The organism is Oceanospirillum linum, assembly GCF_001995095.2.
Classification (GTDB): Bacteria; Pseudomonadota; Gammaproteobacteria; order Pseudomonadales; family Halomonadaceae; genus Oceanospirillum; species Oceanospirillum linum.
Genome location: NZ_MTSD02000001.1, coordinates 1 through 21,756, shown reverse-complemented (window position 1 = coordinate 21,756; position 21,756 = coordinate 1). Strand labels below are relative to the sequence as shown.

16 protein-coding genes and 1 rRNA gene are annotated in these 21,756 nt (G+C 49.3%); 8 read left to right on the top strand and 9 right to left on the bottom strand.

The features are described 5' to 3' along the window. Positions 1–12 precede the first annotated feature (12 nt). Positions 13–1,107: a response regulator gene (locus tag BTA35_RS00080; protein ID WP_077242408.1), complete on the bottom strand. Its 1,095-nt coding sequence runs from the start codon at positions 1,105–1,107 to the stop codon at positions 13–15. 75 nt (positions 1,108–1,182) lie between these two features. Then, entirely contained in the window at positions 1,183–4,698 is a 3,516-nt protein-coding gene (locus tag BTA35_RS00075) for an AraC family transcriptional regulator ligand-binding domain-containing protein (protein ID WP_077242407.1), read from the bottom strand. A 64-nt stretch (positions 4,699–4,762) separates the two neighbouring features. Here BTA35_RS00075 and BTA35_RS00070 point away from each other — a divergent pair, with 64 nt between their 5' ends. Continuing rightward, positions 4,763–5,620: a substrate-binding periplasmic protein gene (locus tag BTA35_RS00070; RefSeq protein WP_238377447.1), complete on the top strand. Its 858-nt coding sequence runs from the start codon at positions 4,763–4,765 to the stop codon at positions 5,618–5,620. 41 nt (positions 5,621–5,661) lie between these two features. Here the strand turns inward: BTA35_RS00070 and BTA35_RS00065 are convergent, their stop codons facing one another. From BTA35_RS00065 to BTA35_RS00055, 3 genes are all read right to left on the bottom strand, one after another. Next, complete coding sequence (locus BTA35_RS00065) at positions 5,662–6,669, bottom strand: MsnO8 family LLM class oxidoreductase (protein WP_077242406.1); 1,008 nt, start codon at positions 6,667–6,669, stop codon at positions 5,662–5,664. Positions 6,670–6,749: 80 nt separating this feature from the next. After that, complete coding sequence (locus tag BTA35_RS00060) at positions 6,750–7,841, bottom strand: M48 family metallopeptidase (RefSeq protein WP_077242405.1); 1,092 nt, start codon at positions 7,839–7,841, stop codon at positions 6,750–6,752. 28 nt (positions 7,842–7,869) lie between these two features. Next, positions 7,870–8,949 carry a YjgN family protein gene (locus tag BTA35_RS00055; protein ID WP_160054835.1) on the bottom strand — a complete coding sequence of 360 codons (1,080 nt, stop codon included), beginning with the start codon at positions 8,947–8,949 and terminating at the stop codon, positions 7,870–7,872. A gap of 199 nt (positions 8,950–9,148) precedes the next feature. Here BTA35_RS00055 and BTA35_RS00050 point away from each other — a divergent pair, with 199 nt between their 5' ends. The 5 genes from BTA35_RS00050 (at position 9,149) to BTA35_RS00035 (ending at position 14,078) form a co-directional block, all read left to right on the top strand. Continuing rightward, positions 9,149–9,625, top strand: a complete 477-nt coding sequence (locus BTA35_RS00050; RefSeq protein ID WP_077242403.1) for a type 2 periplasmic-binding domain-containing protein — start codon at positions 9,149–9,151, stop codon at positions 9,623–9,625. A gap of 320 nt (positions 9,626–9,945) precedes the next feature. Beyond that, the gene (locus BTA35_RS00045; protein ID WP_077242402.1) at positions 9,946–12,015 is read left to right on the top strand and encodes a TonB-dependent receptor; all 2,070 of its coding nucleotides are present in this window, start codon (positions 9,946–9,948) and stop codon (positions 12,013–12,015) included. Between the two features lie 132 nt (positions 12,016–12,147). Further along, positions 12,148–12,300, top strand: coding sequence for a hypothetical protein (locus BTA35_RS17855; RefSeq protein ID WP_160054824.1), 153 nt, complete (start codon positions 12,148–12,150; stop codon positions 12,298–12,300). Positions 12,301–12,314: 14 nt separating this feature from the next. Further along, positions 12,315–12,629 carry a hypothetical protein gene (locus BTA35_RS00040; RefSeq protein WP_139363597.1) on the top strand — a complete coding sequence of 105 codons (315 nt, stop codon included), beginning with the start codon at positions 12,315–12,317 and terminating at the stop codon, positions 12,627–12,629. Between the two features lie 270 nt (positions 12,630–12,899). Continuing rightward, positions 12,900–14,078, top strand: coding sequence for a hypothetical protein (locus BTA35_RS00035; protein WP_077242400.1), 1,179 nt, complete (start codon positions 12,900–12,902; stop codon positions 14,076–14,078). A gap of 156 nt (positions 14,079–14,234) precedes the next feature. On the opposite strand, the gene BTA35_RS00030 is transcribed toward BTA35_RS00035, so the two are convergent. The 4 genes from BTA35_RS00030 to BTA35_RS00015 form a co-directional block, all read right to left on the bottom strand. Beyond that, positions 14,235–16,112 carry a protein kinase domain-containing protein gene (locus tag BTA35_RS00030; RefSeq protein WP_077242399.1) on the bottom strand — a complete coding sequence of 626 codons (1,878 nt, stop codon included), beginning with the start codon at positions 16,110–16,112 and terminating at the stop codon, positions 14,235–14,237. 173 nt (positions 16,113–16,285) lie between these two features. Continuing rightward, positions 16,286–17,854 carry a dihydrolipoyllysine-residue acetyltransferase gene (locus BTA35_RS00025; RefSeq protein WP_077242398.1) on the bottom strand — a complete coding sequence of 523 codons (1,569 nt, stop codon included), beginning with the start codon at positions 17,852–17,854 and terminating at the stop codon, positions 16,286–16,288. An 18-nt stretch (positions 17,855–17,872) separates the two neighbouring features. Next, positions 17,873–18,850, bottom strand: coding sequence for an alpha-ketoacid dehydrogenase subunit beta (locus BTA35_RS00020; RefSeq protein WP_077242397.1), 978 nt, complete (start codon positions 18,848–18,850; stop codon positions 17,873–17,875). After that, positions 18,843–20,045 (bottom strand): thiamine pyrophosphate-dependent dehydrogenase E1 component subunit alpha, encoded by a 1,203-nt coding sequence (locus tag BTA35_RS00015; RefSeq protein ID WP_077242396.1) that lies wholly within the window; start codon positions 20,043–20,045, stop codon positions 18,843–18,845. Before BTA35_RS00015 ends, BTA35_RS00020 begins: the two co-directional genes overlap by 8 nt. Positions 20,046–20,443: 398 nt before the next feature. Between BTA35_RS00015 and bamJ the strand changes: the two genes are divergently transcribed. Together bamJ and BTA35_RS00005 are read left to right on the top strand one after the other, a co-directional pair. Further along, positions 20,444–21,055, top strand: coding sequence for a BamJ family beta-barrel-assembly machinery protein (gene bamJ / locus BTA35_RS00010; protein ID WP_077242395.1), 612 nt, complete (start codon positions 20,444–20,446; stop codon positions 21,053–21,055). 610 nt (positions 21,056–21,665) lie between these two features. Then, a 16S ribosomal RNA gene (locus tag BTA35_RS00005) occupies positions 21,666–21,756 on the top strand; the annotation flags it as partial.

Below are 21,756 nucleotides of genomic sequence, written 5' to 3'. Positions count from 1 at the left end.
TGGCGCTAAAATTTACATCCCCTGAACAGCGATGCGGCAGCAGAGCTGGCCATCTTCATCTATTTCAGTAAACCTTCCCTGCAGTTGCTGACAAATTTGCTGCAGGCTCCGGCGCAGCTGTTCAGCCCAGTGAGAATGATTAAACACGGGTTGTCCTTCGCTCTGTTCCACCTTTAAGAGTAACTCCTGAGCTTTCTCACCCTTCTGAATCCGGATTTTCAGGTCATGGCCCTGTGCCTGAAGCAACGCCAGCTCAATGGCCGCAGTGAGCATAAGCTGAAATCGTGCCGTATCCCATGTCACCACCTCGGGTAATTCAGGGGCCAGATGATAGTCCAGAACCCAGCCATCCTGACGGCTTTGAGGCAGATAGTTCAGCAGTGTGGCGTTTATCGTCTCTGCAATGGAGGCGGCCTGAAGTTCTGTGCCTGGTCGTTCATCATTCAGGCAGAGCGAAAGGGCATAGTGGAGCCTTTGCTGGTGGGCATACAGATCCCGGGCAAGCTCATTGGCAACAGGATTCAGCTCCAGCTTGCTCAGACGCTTACTTTGCTTCAGCGCCGGTGCAACATGTTGCAGCAGTGTACCTGCGATTTCTGGTAAGGCTTCTGAGGATGGGTTTGCTTCGGGTTGAGGGGAGGCCACGTCATGCACTCTAATGCCGTCATTTGTGGAGGGGATCTGCTCTCTGGCAAATTTTATATCCCGGTAGGAGCGCAACGCGACAATAACCGATGTGAGCAATCGGGATGCCGACAGCTCCGCTTTACTGAGGTAATCGTTGATATCGTAATCAATGATGACCTGTGCTTCCGGTGCATAACCCGGATGGCCGGTGCGCAGAATAATACGGACATCAGGTTTGTTCAGTGTTTCGCGAATGTGTTTTACCAGTTGCAGTCCGGCGCTTTCTGTTTCCATCACAACATCGAGCAAAATCAGAGCGATATCAGGGTGTTGTGCCAGCTGAGTTTTGGCTTCGAGACTACTCATGGCACTGATCAGCTCTATCGGTCGCTGTTCAAACTCGTAATCACGAAAAATCATCCGGGTGATGCCGTGAATGCCTTCTTCATCATCAACAATCAGTATTTTCCAGGGAATCATAGGCCGGTATCATATCTGTGTGAAAAGGTGGCATATTGTGCCAGTAAATGACTATTTTAGCTGTAGTTTTACGTATCAACCGAGGGATAACGATCCGTCTGAATTTATTTTAACTTTCTGCTGCTCAATCTGCTTAACCTTGGAGCTTGCTCCCCAGCGCTGGAAAAGCTGACGCGCTTTATTCAGGCAAAATTCTGCCAGCACTCTCTGGCCTGTCTCTGATAACAGATCAGCATAGCGTTCAAAGGCAATGGCCCGGTGGCATTGCATTTTACTGTCGCTAAAAGCTTGAATGGCCTGCTCATACAAAGGCGCACAGGCACCGGAGCTTTTCCGGGTCAGTCGGTTTTTTTCTGCCTGAAGCAGTAAATACTGCCCGGAAAAGTTTTCCGGACAATGGCTGCTCCATAGCTCAAAACGGGGTTCGGTCTGCTCGATGATTCTAAGTCGTCTTGGGCTGAGTTGCTGCTCCTGTTGGGATTGCATCAGGCGCATCAGGCCGAGGCAAAACAGGGTTTCACTTATCATCAGGTGCCCCGGAAGATCTTTCTCAAGTTGTGCCTGCCAGTGATACAATTGAGGCCAGATCTGTTGCTTATTCAGCAGTAGCGCCGCGCGAATGAGATTTGCGGCCTGTAGCGGATGATGGTACTCAGGCACTGCCGGAAGCAGGGCTTTGTCCTGAAGATAGTCCGCCAGCAGGGTGCCCGCTGTGCGCAGTGTTTGGCTAAAGATCGGGTTCGATGATGGCAGTGACTGTATGTCCTGCTGGCAGCGCTGGCGAATTCGGTTAAGCGAGGATTCGCCATTAAGAGTATTTAACTGGTACCAGGTAAGGCGTTGCTCATAACTAAGCAGCGGGTCGCTTTTCCGGCGGACACTATCCCCCAGTTTACGCAGCGTATGCATAACCTGACTGACCGGCTCCAGCCAGTGCTGAATCTGGCTGCAATACCAGAGTTCGGTGGCCTCTGATGTAGCCCTATAGCGGGTCTGATGGGCGGTGATACTGGTCGGTGAGTGTGGGGTCAGCGGCTTGTGCGCAGCTTCTAGGCTTAAACCCTGATGCAGAATCTCAGAACAGAGTTTGTAGTCACCACAGAACCAGCTGGCGACCCATGCATAGCCAACAAATGCATAGCGGGCCAGGGCCCGGAGTGTATCAATATCAGGGTTGCGACGGTTATCGGAGGACTCCTGTGTGATGCTGACGAACTGCGGAAACCTCAGGCAGTGCTCTGTCATCGAACTGAGCGCACAGGCGGCCAATAGTGGTTCAGACTGCTGGCGGGCCAATTGACTGACCGGCTCCAGAAGCGAGAGCTTGCTGATGGTATCTGCAACAGAGTGCTCCGTTTTCTCTGCTGGCGCTTTTTTCTTCGGCGGCGCTTTTCGCAAAGCCTGAATCCTTTCCAGTGTTTGCAGCAAATAAAGCAATCGGTCCTGGTCTCCCTGTGGAATCTCCGGTTGCAGATGCGCAAGCAGAAGACCCAGAGCCTCCTGGGGCTGTCCCAGTCGTTGCAGAATTTGCGCCTTAAGCAGAAAGAGGTCATAGCTCTGTCCTCCTGGGACTCCTGCTTTAGTATCGTGCAGGAGTATGGCCTGATCTGCGGCTGAAAGCGCTGTTTTCAGGTGGTTTATTTTTAAGCAGAGTCGCGCCTGTTGTGCTAATAGCTCCGCTAGTAGCGGGTTTGCCCGGGGGGAGGTCAGCTTCTGTGTCGGAGACAGTGCTGCACCATCCGGTTTTGGCAGGCACTGACTCAGATGCTGCCCGGCCTGAGTGATATAGTCGAGGGCTTGGTGCGTATCCGCCTGCTGCAGAATGTTTCTGGCCGCAAGCTGGTTTAGCCGGGCAATAAACAGCGGGTCGAGTTCTGGTGCTTCGGTTTCCCGGGGGTGCCGGATTCTGTTCAGATGATAAAGCGTTTCTGTCAGCTGTTGCTGAGCGTCTGGGGTGAGCCCAATATCCTCATTGATATCTTCCTGGCGGTTTGTTTCCGGGATAGGCAGGCTTTTAACCAGCGCTTTAGCTAACGACAGGCCAAATTTCCGGTGTAGCTCCTGTTGCTCTGCCACCGAAATATTTTGCAACAGCTGCTCACGTATAGCCGGTTGGCTGAAACGGAACTCCAGTGCTTCTTCCTGCTCTGAGACCGGCTCGATAAGACCTTCCTGCTGCGCAGGCCATAAGTGGATGATTAACCGGGCTTCCGGGTCGGAGCTAATGGCCGCCAGATGGTTCAGGCTAAACGTCTCACCGAAGATCGCTGCACGCCTCAGGTGCTTGAGGCCAAAAGGATTCAGTTTTTGCAGTTTTTCCGGCAACAGATTGCTTATATTACTGGCCGTAACGTTTGCGTGCAGCTGGGCCGTATCCTCACCCGGCAATAAGGATGCTTCAAGGGAAGCCGGTGAAAAAGGCAGAGAAGGCACCAACGCGGCGGTAGGCTCAACGGACCGCTCTTCGGGTAAAGTCGCTGTGCTGTGCCGTTGATCATTAAGCTGCTGGCGGTAGCGGCTGGGTGGCATTCCTGTCCAACGTTTGAAGGCCTTCTGAAATGCAGACTGATTAGAGAAGCCCAGCTGGAAAGCGATCTCCCCAAAGCTGAGTTCACCCTTTCGGATCATCTGCAGACAAAGCTCTTTTCGCGTCTGGTCGTAAAGGGTCTGGAAGTTCGTGTTTAACTCCCCCAGCTTGCGCTGTAGCGTACGCAAGCTCAGTCCCAGTTGCCGGGCAACCTCTTCCCGTCGGATAACATCCCCCTGTGACAGTATCTGCTCCCGGATCAGATGACGAATCTGTGCGGTCAGTGCCAGTTTTTTATGGCTGGCACCTAATAAGGCATCCGCAAACTCTCTGTGCAGCTGGTGCATCTCGCGGTTGGCGTCGGTGCAGGGGAGAGAAAGGTACTGATTGGCCAGAAGTATGCTGTTATTCCTGGCCCCAAAGTTCACCTCAGCGGCGAATAGCTGGTGGTAGCGATGGCCGCTTGGAGGCTCAGGGTAAGCCAGATCGACCTGTTGTACCGGAATCTGCTGGCCCGTTAGCCAGCGAGGCCAGTTCAGCAGGCAGGCAAGAAAAAACTCAGCTACGTTGCGGGTTTCGTCTTCGATGACGAGTGTCAAACGGGTAAACTGCTTGTCCTGCGTAAGCTTTAATGTGGCGCTCTCAAATAAAATGGGCAGATACTCTTCCAGCACTTCCAGAGCGTCCCCCAGTGTATCTGCCGTTGAAATAAGAAAGCCCGTTGAGCCCAGCATTCTGGGCTGGGTCGCTTCGGCCAGTCTCAGGCTGATATAAGGGTTGCTACTGGCTTTGGCCAACCGGGAAAGAACCCGGGAAAATTTATTGGCAGGAAAGCGGGTATCCGGTCGGGTAAAATCGTCCTGGTTTAAACCAACGTCATCCATAAGCTGTTGCCGGAGTGAGCCAGGGGAGGGGGAGGCATTTTGTGTCTGCGTGGGTATGCCGGTTTGTGTCTGTGTGGGTATGTCGGTGTCTGGCATACCGGATTCGGGCAGGGCAGTATAGTGCCTTGCCAGTTGCAGAATTGGCTCAAGAAGTTTACTGGAAGCTGTGGCAGTTGGCATAAAATGAGTGATAATGCGCTGGTTGATTTTGAATGTTGTTTCGCTTTAAGGGTATCACAGAGCTTTGATTGATTATTCCTTCCGTGCCATAAATCCCATGGCTTTTTTGGCTTTCATGCTATTTGTCTGCCTTGCCGGGCCGCTTTCTGCTTCGGATTCAGACCCGGGGGCGGTTGATGCTAATGTCTCAACGGCCACTGAAACGCCGGAAGCGATCATCTTAAAGGTAGGGATGCCTCAGCCGGGGGTTGTGCCTTTTTTTTGGCAGGACCGGCAAGGGGACTTTCGCGGTATTTATGCGGATACCCTGCGTTTGGTCGCATCGCGTATAGCATTGGATCTGGAGCGGTCGGTTAAACTTGAATTTATCCCACTGTCCCAGGCCCGGCTGTTGCGGCAGTTTGAAGCCGGAGATATTAATGTGGAAGCCGGCGTTGTGCCTGTTCAGCCTGACCCGGGGGCAGACCCCAGTATCCGGCTGGCAGAACTGTCTCTTTTTACCCGACCTTACGGTGTGGTGAATAATGTGATTATTTACCAGCCGGAACTCTCTTTTCCGCTCTTTATTCTACCGGATCTGAAGGGGCGTCGAGTGGCTACGGTGAGGGGAAGCCCGGTACCCAATGGTTTGATTCGGGAAGATTTTTCCAATCAATGGCAAATAGCTCAGCGGGTACACCGTGGCTGGAATGACATTGGTCTGATGACGGAGGCGGTCGCGCTCTATTACCAGACCAGTGAGAAACTGAGTTACAGGATTTCACTGCCTTATGCCAGTAACTCAGTGTCTTTTCGGTTGCACAGAGAGCTGAAACCTTTACTTGATCCCTTCAATCGGGCGCTCGCGAATCTGGAAGCAGAAGGCAAGCTTGATCAGTTAGTTTGTGACTATCTGTGTGGCACGGCACCTTCTTCGCCATGACCTGACCAGGCTCCGCCACGCTTTCGGCTGTTTAAACTGCCCTACAAAAACTGCGCTAATCTTGTATAGCTGTCAATGCGTTCGTCCTGGCCATAAGTGACCGTTACCGTGGCAATCTCTTCTGTGCCGAACTGATCCGACAGTTGTCTGATTTCATCCCAGCACTGCTCCGGCGTACCTATGGTATACCCCGCCGCGATTTGATCAAACATGGCTTTGTGGGACGCTGACATATGGCGGTAGCGGTCTTTTACCTCTTCCGGTTTCAGAAAGTCTTCACGCTGTCCTATTTGAGCTGAATGCTTACGATAGACGGCAGTACCTGCTCTTAAATAGGCTTGTTCTTCTGTTTCGGCACAGATACAGGCGATGGCCAGCATGCGGCTTGGCGGGTGCTGATGACCGGATTTTTGCCAGGCGTTCTGGTGGGCGGCAAAAATTTCCGGACGGCAATTGTCCGGGTCAATAAAGCGCGCCAATGCGATGTTGTAACCCAGTTCACCGGCCAGTGCTGCACTGCCTCCGCTGGAACCCAGCATCCAGAGTTCTGGTTTTTCACTGCTGTCGGGCAGAATATGGATATTACGATACGGGTGCTCGTGATCCAGTGACTGATTGATAAACCCCGCCAGCAGAGCCGCCTGGTCCGCATAATACTCACCCTGGAGAGGGGCGTTGGGAAAAGCCAGTGCGCTGGAGGTCAGGCCTGTTCCGCCCGGAGCACGGCCAATACCAAGATCGATGCGGCCAGGGAAAAGATTAGCCATCATAGAGAAGGTTTCAGCCACTTTTAACGGACTGTAGTGAGAAAGCATAACGCCACCGCTGCCAACTTTGATGTTTTTGGTGATGCTGGCAATATGGGCGACCAGGATTTCCGGGCAAGGGTTGGCAAAATGCAGGCTGTCATGGTGCTCGGCAACCCAGTACCTGTGGTAACCGAGCTGATCACATAACTGCGCCAGTTCAACGGAAAGAGAAGGAGCCTCCTTCCTGGAATGGGAGCCGTGAACGGGGCTTTGGTCAACAACAGACAGTTTGATGCTCATGGATAACTCCGTAATTTATTTGTTAACATGTTAAACAAATAGCGGAGAATTTGAAATATAAGCTTATGTGACCTGAGGGGCTAGTGCGCCGGTGACCAGTTTCTGGCCGCCTCGATTCTTTCTTTGATAGCGGGATGAGAACTCAGATACTTATTGAGAGCACTGTTGTCATCTGCAGAGGCTGACGCTGTTTGACTCTGCATTAAGCGATTCATCGCCTCGGCAAAATCTTTTGGTGAATGTCCCAGTTGATGCAGCTTTTTGTAAGCAAAGAGATCCGCTTCACGCTCCATATCCCTTGAAAAAGCATTATGGGTCAGGCTGGCTCCGGCGCCAATGACCATCTCACCAGCACCTTCAATATCACCTAATATCAGGGCAAACAGCATAGAGGTTGCCGCTGTTTGGGCCATCATCTTCAAGCCATGTTGGTGCTCGACATGACCTATTTCGTGCAGCATCACAGCCGTTAGCTGCCTGGGGCTGTTGCCCATCAGTTCAACAATATCATCCGTCAGAATCACATCGCCGTTAGGCAGTGCCATGGCGTTGGGGCCCATTGGCCCGCTGCGAAAATGCAGCTGGTAATTCGCTTTTGGAATGCTGAGGGCTTCCAGTGTGTTATGCCACTGCTCGCGGATTGCGGCTTGTTGCGCTTCAGGAATCTGACTGGGCTTCATATAGATGCGGTCAAGAATCGCCAGTGTTTGCTGACCAGACTCTTCGGCAACACTTGGTGGCAGGAAAGCGACCCCGATACCAGCAGCCGCCGGAATTAATCTGAAGGTAACTAACCATATAAACAGCGGAAGTGCGATCACAGCGACAAGAGCCACAATCCAGCGGGTTTCCAGCCAGTTGAGAATATGGGCTTCAGATTTTAGTCCTGACCAACGGTAGCTGGCATCATCAGGAATAAAACGTGCTCCATTGGGCAGGTGCAACTCAACAGGCAGGCCGGGTATGATGGGGCTGTAACTGAGTTCACCGGCACCATACTCAGCGATCTTCTGTTGGGCCATATTGAAGATCTTCACATCGCCACTGACGCTTGCATGGATAAAAGCCGGCTGTGCTGAGGCACGGCCAGCTTCCTGCAGGATTCCCTGAATACTTTCTGTCGCCGGGCATGAGGCATCGACCAATGGGTTTGACTCCGTGGGCAGCGTCATAATCCACCTGCTGTGTTTCGTTTATTCATCAGGTCAGCGACAGGTCAATATCAAATACGCCCGCAGCCTCTTCACCAAAGGCTTTGCCATCATCTTGCTCAGTATTAATCAGCTGTTCGATGCCGGGCTGAAGTGTTACCTCCGTTGCATTGGCCAGTAGTGCATTTTTACGTATCTGGGTAATAGGAAAGGCCAACCCGATGGTAAAAATCAACAGAAGGCTGTTACTCAGATTGAGCCAGCAATACGCCGGAATACTCAGTCTGGCTCTCAGGGAAGCGATCTGATCAATTTTCATGGCATTGGTCAGGTGATTGAACATGAGGGCATAAAAAAGCCCGGCAACCAGGTTGAATGTGATCAGATAGAACGCCAGAAACATTGGCATTAACGCCGGCAGTGACCAGCGGCCATTCTGGAGCTGATAGATAAGATTCGATGCTTCAATAAACAGGTAGCCTGCGCCAAGGATTACTGCAGCAATGATCAGAGCGATAATTGATGCCTTGTAATAGTAGCTGGTTGAAGTGGAAAGCTGCACAGGACGGCCACCGTAACGGATATTCCGGTAGAGATACTGGTGCATTTTTTTCAGAACCCAGGGCATCGCCAGCCAGGCGGTAATGGCTCCCAGAATGGGTAAGAGCAGAAACGTCACAAAAGCTCCGCCGTAGCTGCCTTTAAAAGAGAAACGTACATTCCGGTAAGACGTATTTCGCATGCTGAAACGCAAACTTGCATTGATCAGCCAGGGGGTGGCCGCAAGCAATAGTAGGGTGCAAAGCAGACTTAATAACGGGTTCAGGCCCGAGATTACCGCATAAACAGCAAAAATGACGACGGCCAGAATTCGCCCGATAAGAATTTGCAGTGGCTTAGCCAGAAATGAGAAGCGATGACCATCAATTTGAGTATGGCCATAGAGGTATTGGGTGTTCCTGACTTTAGCCCAGGCACTGTAGATGCCCAGCGTTATGATGCTGAGTAGCAGGTTAATCAGCCAGAGCTTAAGGTATTCCATTTTTTTACCGGAAAAATGGACCGGTACTGTTTTGCTGTTAAGCATCTGGCTGATTGCTGATGCCGTACTTGTGGTCGGTTCTGTCATGGTGGCGTCCTTGTTCATATTTCCTGTACTGAGTGAGGATGCCTTTGCAGGTATTGATACTGCCTGGCATCAAAAAAGCTAATGACGGTATTCAATCTAATCATTTTTCAGATGCGGCTTAGCCCGATTAGACTTCGTTGATTTGCTCAGAATAAAGAGCTTAGCCAATAAATATAAAGAAAAACCGGAGCTAATCCTAATGAAACATCCGATTAAAACCCTTTCGTTGGCCGTTTGTCTTGCCTCCTCTGTTGCGTTGCCTGCCCATGGGGCAGAGCAGAGAATCATGCTGAAGATGCCAATTGCGTTTAATTCTAAGCTGCCCAGCGTGGGTACAACAGCAACTTATATCGAAGAAACGCTGAACACCACATCCGGTGGCAGCATTAGAGTGAAAAAATATGAACCCGGTAAGCTAATCGCCCCTTTTGAAATTTTGGATGCGGTTTCTGCCGGTAAAGTCAGTGCCGGTTTTGGCTCGCCAGGCTACTGGGTGGGGAAAATTCCGGCGGCATCGGTATTTTCCTCTGTGCCTTTCGGCCCGGAAGCCGGGGAGTATATGGCCTGGGTTTATCACGGCAATGGCCGTAAGCTCTGGCAAGAGATGTACGATATTAACGGCTATAACGTGCATGCGATCCCTTGTGCCGTTGTTGCACCGGAAACCTCGGGCTGAAGACATTTTGGATACCAACTATGATGATCCGTTAGGGAATCCACATCGAATAATACACTAGCGGTAGTTGATGCTTGCTCATTTCCCTCGGGATCTTGCCAGACAAAAACTACAAGACTGCTCGATAACCGATCTGATGGAGATCCATTCCAGCACTGTTCAGCAATCTATGGTGCTCTGTTTTTTTCGAACAACTCTTCTTCCTTGATGCAATTAAAATGAGATTGTTAAATATTTCCAAAAAATGCTATTGCGAACCTTTATCATTATCAATAGCATTAACAGGGTATTTACTTAACTGATGCAAAACAAGGAATATCATGTATCTCTCTAAGAACTCATCCACTCGCACTCCAAGTCATTTATCTACTGTGACCATCGCTGTCATCAGCATTAATGCGGCTTTAATTTCAGTCAATACATTTGCTGAAAACTCGACTCAACTAGAAACATTAGTGGTGACAGGGGAGAAAATTGATAAGAACATTAAGGAGACGACGACGGCAGTTACCATTATTCATGGCGAGGACCTTACCAGTGGCGAAACTAAGGGTGTAAAAGAACTCGCAACACAAGCACCAAACGTTGTCATTTCCTCATTTGGTAATGTGGCAATTCGAGGCATGAGTGGGAACGGGGCGGCTTCCGGTGGTTATGCCTTGATCACTGGCGCACGCTCACGTGTCTCAACTGTAATTGATGGTGGCACCCAAGATTGGTCTGGCTATAACTTCACGCCAAGCGGTGTCTGGGATGCCAAGCAAGTGGAAGTTCTACGTGGCCCACAATCTACGACCCAAGGCACTAGCTCAATAGCTGGCGCACTAGTAATTAAAACCAACGATCCAACCTTTACAGATGAATCTTCTATACGTGCTGGACTGGAAAGCTATGAAAATGGCAATTTAAAATACAATTTAGGAGTCATGTCATCAGGCGCTTTGATTGATGATGAGCTAGCCTATCGTATTGCACTCGATGGAACTAAGGGCGAAGGCTGGATGAACTACGCTCAAACTAGCAATGAACTCGACACAGGTCCAGACGTCGATGATGCCGAAAACTACAATATGCGCGGAAAGCTACTTTGGGAGCCTGCAGGCAATCCAAACTTAACCGCTAAGTTAACAGTCGAACACCACAAGTATGAAGGTGAGTACCTAAGTTGGGCAAATGATGAAGGTGACAATTTTTCTGGATCATTGATGACTCTGGGTAGTGGTAATAATATACGCCTACAAGATTCTAAAACCGACTCTGTTGCGGTAGATATCGATTACAATTTAGGCAATGGCATCAATAATGTCCTGTATGTTGCTTACAACAAAAGCAAAGTGAGCTTTGATGAATACCCTGGAATAACACTGCTCGACATAACCAAAGACACTACAACGATAGAAAACCGCATTATCTTTAATCAACCAAATAAAGCGTTAATGGGTGTCATTGGTTTATTTGCATCGAAAAAAGACGCAGATACAGACATAACCTATCGTGGTCGAGATTGGTTCACTGCCAATGATACGTCAACCACCACACTAGCACTCTACGGAGAAGGAAGCTACGCTCTTACTGAGAAAACAAACCTAATTGGTGGTGCTCGACTTGAAAGAGAAGAAGCGGACCGTTTGATTGTCAATGATGGCCGCACCGATGTTGATCATGACGATAGCGAAACAAATTTCCTACCAAAAATTGGTATAACACATGCTATATCCAACACCACCACATTAGGCGCCAATGTTCGCAAAGGCTACAGCCCAGGCGGCTCAGCTTATCAATGGGACTCAACACGCGAGTTTTATATTTATGACAGTGAGGAAATTATTGCTTACGAAGTGAGCAGCAAGAGTCAATTCGAGAATGGCACCACATTGAACACCGCCCTGTTCTATAACGATTACTCTAATTATCAAGCCATGTATAACGATCGTATTAATAACATTGATTCGGCACACACCTACGGCTTAGAAGTAGAAGCTGCAACTTGGGCAACCGATGACCTTCAATTACGTGGCTCTATCGGTTTACTGCGTAGCGAAATTAATAACGATGAAACGTCTAAAGGGAATGAACTTCCTAGCGCGCCTGAAATCAACTTAAGCCTAGGCTTTACCCAATATATTGGTGAATACTGGTCTTTTGGAGCTGATACAACATACGTCGGCGAATACTATTCTGACCTAGATAACACTGAAGACTACAAAGCAGGCGATTACGTCCGCGCCGATGCTCGCATACAGTATGTTAATGGCAGTTTAACTATCGATGGTTATGTAAAAAATCTAACAGACGAAAACATAATCTACCAAATCAATGGAGGAAGTTCAGTACGTGCATCAGTTGGCCAAACTCGCACGATGGGTCTAAGCGCGACTTATCACATGTAATTCGCTTAGCGGTATTTGTTCAAACAAAAAAACCGCAAACGGAAAAAACCGGGACACCCATCATTTGATCCTGCCAAAATCAGCCGCGTGATCTACGCTTAAATCACTGGTGAAATTACGGAGGATCACACCATGCCCCGTGCCCGCCATGGGCAGATCAGCACTGCTGACCCCCTTATTACCACTGCATCGCCCGCTGTGTTCGGCGGGCGTTCTTATGTGGTGAAGATACCTTTTCTGGCCAGTCCTATGAACACGCCCGTCAATGGGCTCTGGATCGTTTAACCGCGCTAGATCAGATGTTCGCCGTAGATGTGTGCGCTTACGCCATTATGTCCAACCACTATCATCTGGTGCTTTACATCAATCAGGCTGAGGCGGAGCCCTGGTCTGAGGATGAGGTAATCCGTCGTTGGTTGCTGCTGTTTAAAGCGCTGGTTCTGATTGAGCGTTATCAAAAGGATGAATGCTCCAGCAATGCCGAGCGGAAAAAAGCCACTGAGATCATTGAAGGCTGGCGGCAGCGTCTGATCAGAAAGCTGCAGCAGTTTGCCCTGGATAGAGGACTGGCATGGATCTCATCCGGTCAGCAGCTACAGGTTCTTTTCAGGTAAGCAGAAAACAGGTTTAGCGTGTTAACATGGCTGAATTAAATTATGGGTGTCCCTAAAATATTTGATCTAGACTTAAAAATACTGGTGACATTGCAGAGGATCACACTATGACTCGTACACAGAATGAGCAGATCAGTATCTCTGATACCCCACAAAATCTCTTTTGATTGTGGTAAATTATCTGGTTTTGATCACAGGGTCTCAAGCTCGTTGCGCGATTTCTCGGTCGCTCTTAGCGGCTTTATATTAAAATAAATCTGAGAGAACTACATGAAAAAATATAAAATAATAATGATTTCTTTGTTGGCCCTGCTTGCAGGTTGTACCAGTGCTCCAAAGTATGCGCCTCTATTATCAATGCCAGTGATACCTGAAGATAAGGTTGATCTAATTGATGTGGATGTAAAATTTGACGATAAAATTGATATTTACGATAACGTGGTACAGAACTTTTCCCGTAATATTGATTCAGGCAGCTCTATTGTAATTAATGTCCCTTCGAAATTGTTCGAAGAACAGGCTGAGAGTAATGCAATTAATCAAGATTTTAAAACAAAAGATTTTTTCAATTTAGCAGAGCAGCAAATTGAAAAAGAGTTAATAAGGAAAGGTTTTGATGTTCTGAGTAGGTCAAAATTTGAAGCTAAGCTTAGAACCCTTCGTGATGAATCACGTTGTAATTTGAATGAATTCAGATGCCTTCATTCTCAAGTTGCCCCTGAAATTCAGCCTGTTCTGGAGGAATTAAAAAGGAAGTATGATGATAAGGAAATAAATTCGATAGAATATGCAGATGAGATAAAGTTATTTAAAGATAAGCTGCAGTCAGCATCAGCGGGTAAGACAAGACAAGAAGGTGATAAAGAATTAACGGATATATCAGAAGTTATTAGGGCTGCAGAATCTGGGGATATTAAGGCGGATTATATACTTCAAATTAATTTGTTTGATACTGAGAAAAAGACAAGTATATATAAAGACCTTCGTCATATCAGTAGTGTCAGGGAATTTGTCAGAAAGAACCCGGGAATCAAAAGTGATTTTGAAAGTAATGAGAATTCAATTGTTCGCTGTGCTGTAATTTCATCCCAGCTGAATGCGAAATTGATTTATGTGAAAACTGGGGCGATTACTTGGATTGGTGAGCACGAGCTTAATGAATTTAGCTCAGGTGTTCATGATTTATCTGTTGAGATGGGTAGTAGAGAATATGTCTCCAATCTGGGGGATATCAGGAGGTTCGTGTCGGATAATAACACTTCTATTGCTCGACAAAACAGGTTTGGAAAGTCAGTTGATTTCCCTAGCTTTGAATATAGTGTGGATTTATTAAAGCCATCTATCAGCTCGGGGCGCTGTGAGAAAAAATGGACTAACTCAAGAGAGGTTAGGTCTCAGTTAGCTCGCCAGGTGGCTAAAGATTTAATAGCTACAATAAAAGTTAACTGAGAGTATTTTAATATAAAAAGTTAAAACATGTGGGCTTAGTAAAGCTGCCGTTTTTCTTAAAAAAAGGCTGCTTACTAAGCCAATGTTTTGGGTAGGTTATGCTCCCAAAAAAGCAACCTCTCCAGCTCGGAGAGGTTTTTTCCTATCAGACACTGATCACAACTGCTCTTTCGGATTCCTCGGGTAGAAATGATCCGGCTGGCATTCCAGATGGCTAAAGCTGCGCGTATTTTTATAGGGCAGTTTCATAAACCCTGAAATCCCCTGACCGTCAATCAGGGGAATATTCTCCAGAATAATCCGCAGTGCATCCCGAAACTCTTCCTCTTTGCTCTCATCCAGCAGCACATAATAACTGTGCAGTTTGAGGTGTCTGGGCAGGCTCTCAAAAATAATACAGCCGGTATGGCGGATCTGGTTCAGGCGCTCCACCTGTTTTCGGATCGGGTCGGGCAGTACCAGGAGTTCTTCCGGGTCTTCACCATCTTCAAAATAGGAGTGCAGGCGGCTGGGTTCCTCCACCGGTGGTGCGGGTGTGACCTCAAAGGGTATTTCCGCATTGTCCGGGGCTTTAAACGGCTTGTCCGGGTTGTCCTGCTCCATATGCAGGGTGACACGGGCGTTAAACATACAGCATTTGAAGATCCCTACCCGATGAATTGAGCGGGCGAGATGTACCATGTTGTTTACCGCTGCGGTAAACGCCGGTTGCAGCTCAGGTTCATAGAGGTTAAGGCTGGAATCGATATGCACGCCTTTCTCATCCCAGTGAATCCCCAGCCCGCCAACAAGTGGGTACTTACCTAAGCGGCTGATACTGGCAAGGAAGGCCCGCTCAGTTTTGCCCATGCCGTGCATAAAGTTCTTATAGTATTTCTCCAGCTCGACATCGTTCACATCCGCCAGGTAATGATCCTGTTGCTCTTCCCGCAGAAAGGTTTTGCGGGAGTTGTAGACCACGGTGTCAATGGCGACGGTCTTCTGGTGACTCCACACCGGCACCAGGGGCTTGTGGCTGGGCCACTGATCTTCGCCAAAAACCAGATGCCGCATCCTGGGCATCTCGCGGATAAAGTAATCTCCGGCCTGCTGGCGCTTTCGTGGGTCATCATCCAGCAGGGTTTGCAGGGTGCGGGCGAACTCGATGGGAAGCCCCAGGGCGGTTGCCGGTATGGCTTTATGGCCGTAGCGGCAGGATTGGCCGGAGGCGATGGCGTACAGTGTCCCTGCGGTGCCCTGTTCATCAAATCGGGGAGAGGAGAGGGTGCCGTTCAGCTGCTCTTCACCAATAAAGTAGACGTCCCCCAGCTTGGCGTTGGTGTGCTGATGGTCGGCGCTCATCATGTTGATACCGGTATCTCCCACCGGTTGTCCTTGGCTATCCAGTTGTGCAAAGACGCTGGAGCCCCAGTCGATGAGTTTTACAGTTTCGGTCTCCGGGTCGATGACGACATTAGAGGGTTTGATGTCGCCATGAACGATAGGTTTAATATCGCCTTGCCCATCCGGGCTTTGTTCCTGAAAGGTACGCATTGCCCAGAGAATATCCCGTAGTTGAGCGGCAATGCTCACCACTAGCCGTGGCGGTAAGGGGCCATGTTTCAGGCTGAACTGCTCCAGATCCATCCCTTTTGCCCGTTCCATAATCAGTATGGATTGCTTCTTGATTCGGGTGTATTCAATAACCGCCGGAATATTGTCATGATCCAGCTGTTGTTGCATCCAGGCTTCTTCTTCGAGTCTATCCTGAATATGCTGGGGCAGATTGATTCGGGAGAATTTAAAGACGTAGTGATTACCTGCCGGTGACAGGCCACCGAAGACAAAGCCATAAGCACCCTTGCCGATAAACTCGATCTGGCTGAAGCCATGTTGGCGCAGCTGGCTTTCACAGAGGTCTACCCAATCTTTAATTTTCTGGGCATCCTGATGGCTCATCAGGTAGATCGACTGCTCTTCATTGATATAGAAGTGTTGTAGCTGGGAGTCGTATTCAGTCTTGTTGTTTGTCTTTGCTGCGGTATTCTCTGGCATAAGCAACCCTGCTACTGGTTGAAGTGGTGGCTTAATGTTTCTCTTCTATGATAGCGGCTTAGTGTTTCTTTATGTGCCTGACGATAAAAGCAAAACAGGCACCGGAATTTACTTCAGGTGCCTGTTTGCTCCGCGTCCTATGTGCTGATCTGCACTTTAGTCAGGCGACGCGATCAGTGAAGGTCGACCAGCATCGCGGTGGGATCTTCCAGGTACGCTTTCCAGAGGTTACAGAAGCGGGCAATGGTGCCACCGTCGATAATCCGGTGATCTCCGGACCAGCTGACCTGCATAATATCCCTTGCAGTCACTGCACCTGAGGCATCAAACCGTGGCAGAGACTGAGTACGCCCCAGTGCCACGATGGCCGCTTCCGGCTTATTGATGATCGGTGTGGCCACTGTGCCACCCAAGGCTCCGATATTGGAGATGCTGATGGTGCCACCTTTCAGGTCGTCCTGGCCGACACGACCGGCACGGGCGGCTTCCGTCAGACGGGAAACTTCCTGTGCGATCTCTTTGATGCTCAGATCCTGAACATTCTTCACGTTGGGTACCAAAAGACCAATGGGGGTATCCACCGCCATACCGATGTTCACGCTGCTCAAATAGGTCAGCTCGGTACAGTCGTCATTAATCCGACTGTTCAGCACAGGATATTCCTGTATCGCTAAGGCCATCGCTTTCATAAAGAACGGCATCAGGGTTAGTTTGACACCCTTGGCTTCCATACCCGGTTTCAGCTTCTTACGCAGGGCGATCAGGTCGGTAATATCCATATCTTCTGCATAGGTAAAGTGCGGAATGGTGGATACCGAGTTGACCATCTGTTTCGCCATGGCAGCTTTAATCCCGCGGATCGGCTCAACGCGATCTTCCTTGCCAGCGCTTTGGCTGTTTGCTGTCTGAGGCGCAGAGTTTGTAGTCTGTTCAGCTGCTGTCGGGTTCTGATGACCGGCATCGACATAGGCCTGCATATCGGACTTCAGCACACGGCCATCTTTGCCGGAACCTTTTACCAGACTGATATCGACATTATGCTCCCGCGCGATACGGCGAACCGCAGGGCTGGCCAGCGCTTTGCCCTGAGCAACCGGCGACGCACCTGTAGCCTGTGCTGGCTGAATCGTCTCGGCAGCGGTGTTTGCGGCTACGGCTGCCGGTGCAGCTGGCTGAGCGTCATCTTCAATTTCGATCTCAAACAGTGGGGCGTGTACTCTGGCGATTTCACCCTGCTTATAATAGAGCTTGCTGATGCGGCCCTGATCCATGCAGGGGATCTGCACCAGCGCTTTATCGGTCATTACATCGGCAACGGGCTGGTCTTCCTCTACCCAGTCGCCTTCTTTAACCAACCACTCCACCAGCTCACACTCAACGATACCCTCACCAATATCCGGCAGAATAAAGTCTTTACTGCGCTTGCCTGTGGTTGCTGTATCCGGTGTCGCCGTACCTTGGGTTTTAGCGGCTTCGGTTGAGGTGCCTGTTGCTTCTGTTTCAGCTTCAACCTCCACCGCAAACAGAGGTGCATGTACTTTGGCGATCTCGCCTTGCTTATAGTGCAGCTTCACCACTTTGCCGTGATGCATAGCCGGAATCTGAACCAAGGCTTTATCAGTCATCACATCCGCCACGGGCTGATCTTCCGAGATAATATCACCTTCTTTTACCAGCCATTCGACCAGCTCACACTCTACGATGCCTTCACCAATATCCGGCAGAATAAATTCCTGAATCATGTTGATCTCCTGCGGTTATCAGAATGAGACGCTGCGTTTAATCGCTTCGTAGTTTTTCAGATGATCCGGCATATACTCTTTATCGTGAGCCAGCGGGAAGGGGGTATCCAGACCGGTAACCCGGGCGATTGGAGATTCCAGAGAGAGGAAGCAGGTATCCTGAATCGTTGCTGCGATCTCACCGGCAAAGCCACCGGACAGAGGGGCTTCGTGGCTGATCAGTAAACGGCCGGTTTTCTGTACCGACTGGGTGACGGTTTCCACATCCCAGGGCATCAGCGTACGCAGGTCGATCAGTTCGCAGGAGATACCATCCTCTGCCGCCATGGCAACCGCTTTCTCAAGTACCTCCATCTGAGCTCCCCAGCCCAGAACTGTGATATCGCGACCCTCCTGCATGATGTCGGCTTTGCCCAGGGGCAGCTCATAATCTTCTTCCGGCACTTCGCCGGTAGAGGCGCGATAGAGGCGCTTGGGTTCAAAGAATATAACCGGGTTGTCATCACGGATCGAAGCCAGCAACAGGCCTTTTGCCTGGTAGGGGTTGCGTGGCATAACCACTTTCAGCCCCGGCGTACCGGTAAAATAGGCTTCCGGTGACTGAGAGTGATACAGACCTCCGTGAATACCGCCGCCATAAGGGGAGCGAATGGTCAGGCCTCCAACATTAAACTCATTACCGGAACGGTAACGGAACTTGGCGGCTTCATTCACGATCTGATCGAAAGCGGGAAAGATATAATCGGCAAACTGAATCTCAGCGATCGCCTTATGCCCGCCAGCGGCTAAGCCATTAGCAAAACCAATAATGCCTTGCTCTGTCAGCGGCGTATTAAAGCAGCGACTTTTACCGTATTTTTCCTGAAGGTGACTGGTAGCACGGAAAACACCACCAAAGTGTCCCACATCTTCGCCAAAGCAGACGGTTTTAGGCTCTTTTTCCATGGCGATATCCAGTGCGTTATTGACCGCCTGGAGCAGATTCATATTACTCATGGTCGATTCTCCCTGCAGTCTTCGGGTAGGCATCTGGGTATTGTCGGATGTGAGCTTTTAGCTCAGCCAGCTGTTCCTGAAGATGTTTGGGTGGGGTGTCATAGACATCCGTAATCAGATCATCAAGATGAGGGGCGGCTACTTTTTCCGCTTCCTTCATTGCCGCCATAACCGCTTTGCGTTTGGCATCGGCAATATCGGCATCCTGCTCTTCGCTCCACCAGCCCTGTTGAATCAGCCAGTGTTTGAAGCGCAGAACCGGGTCCTTCTCACGCCACTTTTCTTCCTCTTTTTTGCTGCGGTAACCGGATGGATCATCTGAGGTAGAGTGGGCGCCTAAGCGATAAGTCATCGCTTCAATCAAAACAGGCTGATTGTGCTCAATCGCTAGCTTGCGGGCTTCCTGGGTGGCCTTCAAAACAGCCAGAACATCATTGCCATCAACGCGGATCGCTTTAAGACCATAAGCTACGGCACGGGGTGCAATACCATCACCGGCAAACTGTTCACTGGACGGTGTGGAAATCGCATAGCCGTTATTCCGGCAGAAAAAGATCGCAGGTACCTTGAATACCCCTGCCATATTAATCGCGGCATGGAAGTCACCTTCTGAGGCTGCGCCTTCACCAAAGTAGCAGATAACACAGTTATCTTTTTCTTCCAGCTTATAACCGTATGCGTAACCAACGGCTTGGGGCAGCTGGGTGCCCAAAGGGGATGAGATGGTCATGTAATGAAGGTCTTTTGAGCCATAGTGGATCGGCATCTGGCGGCCTTTGCCAAGATCTTTTTCATTACTGAACATCTGGTTCATAAACTGGTCGAGGGGGAAGCCGCGGAATGCCAGTGCACCCTGCTCACGGTATTGAGCCATGATCATGTCGTCATCGGCCAGAGCAGCGGTGCTGCCGATATCCGCCGCCTCTTCACCAATTTCGGTCATGTAGAAGCTGATGCGGCCTTGGCGCTGTGCCGCGACCATACGCTCATCAAGAGCCCGGATAAACTGAAAGGTGTCGTAAATCTTCAGTGCCAGCTCTTTGTTGATATCTGGCAGTTCAGCGCCCTCGTAGACAGAGCCATCCTGACGAAGGATTTTGAGAGTAGGGGTTGTTAAATCGCTGCCATCGATAAAGACAGGATTGTGAACCACCGGAGCCTCGGACTGCTTGGCGGACTGTTTTAAATTAGCCATAAGCTTTCCTTTATTGTTTTTGTCATTAGTCATCTGATTGTGTCAGAAGTACAGGCAGCACCGATTATGTCGGTAACGGCTTATCTGGCAAATAGCCGTTGCCTGTGACCCGATTGTGCGGTACCCGATAAGGCACACGAAACAGGCTTGCTGATTTTAATATAGCCAATACACAGGCTTTTTATAATCAGTGATGCCATGTCATGTGTATCGGAATATAAGAGACGTTTACGTAAAAGTAAACTTCATTGGTTTATTAAGCTGCGTGAAAAGATAAAAACAGAAAAATCGTCTGTTTACAGAGAATGTAACCCGGAGCTGCTCCAGAGAGGCGGATGAATCTGGCTGAAAGGGGTGGTAGAATAGAATTTTAATAAAATCAAAGGGTAAGCCTTAAAATGAGCGAACTGAATACAGTTGAAGCAAAAGTAGGTTACGGCATTGGTCGTCAGATGGGCGAGCAGCTGGCAAGCAGTGGTATTGAGGGTTTAGGGCTGGATCAGGTCGTTCTGGGTTTGCGCGAGGCCTACGAAGGTAAAGAAAGTCAGTTAAGTGATATGGAGCTGCATGAAGCTTTTGACGTTATTCAGCAGCGTTTGGCAGAAAAGCAGAAAGAAGCCCATAAAGAAACAGTAGAGGCGGGCGAGAACTATCTGGCTGATAACGCTAAGAAAGAAGGCGTTACCATTACGGAATCGGGTCTGCAGTATGAAGTACTCACAGTTGGTGAGGGCGAGAAGCCTGCTGCGACAGATAAAGTTCGTGTTCACTACCATGGTGAGCTGATCAATGGCGAGGTTTTTGATAGCTCTGTTGTTCGTGATCAGCCTGCTGAATTCCCGGTTAATGGTGTGATCGCGGGTTGGGTTGAAGCGCTACAGCTAATGCCTGTTGGTTCCAAGTGGCGTCTGACGATTCCTCAGAACCTGGCTTACGGTGAGCGCGGCGCGGGTGCAATCCCTCCGTACTCCGTGCTGGTATTTGAAGTAGAGTTGCTGGCTATTCTTTAACAGCATATCTCTCTGCCTTATATAGACGGTGCTGCTGCATTGTTTATATGCTGCTGAAAGCCCCGGTTCTGGAATCAGAACCGGGGTTTTCAGTTTCTGGGTTTAAGCCCGTTTTATTAATTTGTAATTAATTTACAAAAGGGGGTTGTGCTGTCCCGTTTTGTGCGTATAATTCGCCCTCGTTGTCACGGAGCAAGTCTCCCAGCAACGGTTAACTCCTTGTTTTATTTGCTCTTTTTCTGGCTAAGCTGGTTGGTTGAGTTTAGAATGAAAGCAAAAAGTTTTAAACAAAGTGTTGACATTGAGGATTGCCTCTGTATAATACGCAGCCTCAGTTAAGCAAGTCGATTCGCTTCGGGCGCTTCTTTCTTAACAAGCTCTTTAAAAATTCAGTCAGATAATTCGTGTGGGCGCTTGCCGGGATGATCTTGGAAAAGTCACAAGATTATCAAGGTAAGCTAACAATACTCGAATCAATTCAGTGAGTGTTCGTGTTTAAGCTTCGGCTTTGATAGGAATGTTCACATTGCGTTTAAGTTTGTCAGTTTTGTCTTGAGCAAAGTTTAGATTGTGATTGAATCCTCGGATTCGATACACAGTCAACCTTATTAAACTGAAGAGTTTGATCATGGCTCAGATTGAACGCTGGCGGCAGGCCTAACACATGCAAGTCGAGCGGTAACAGAGAATAGCTTGCTATT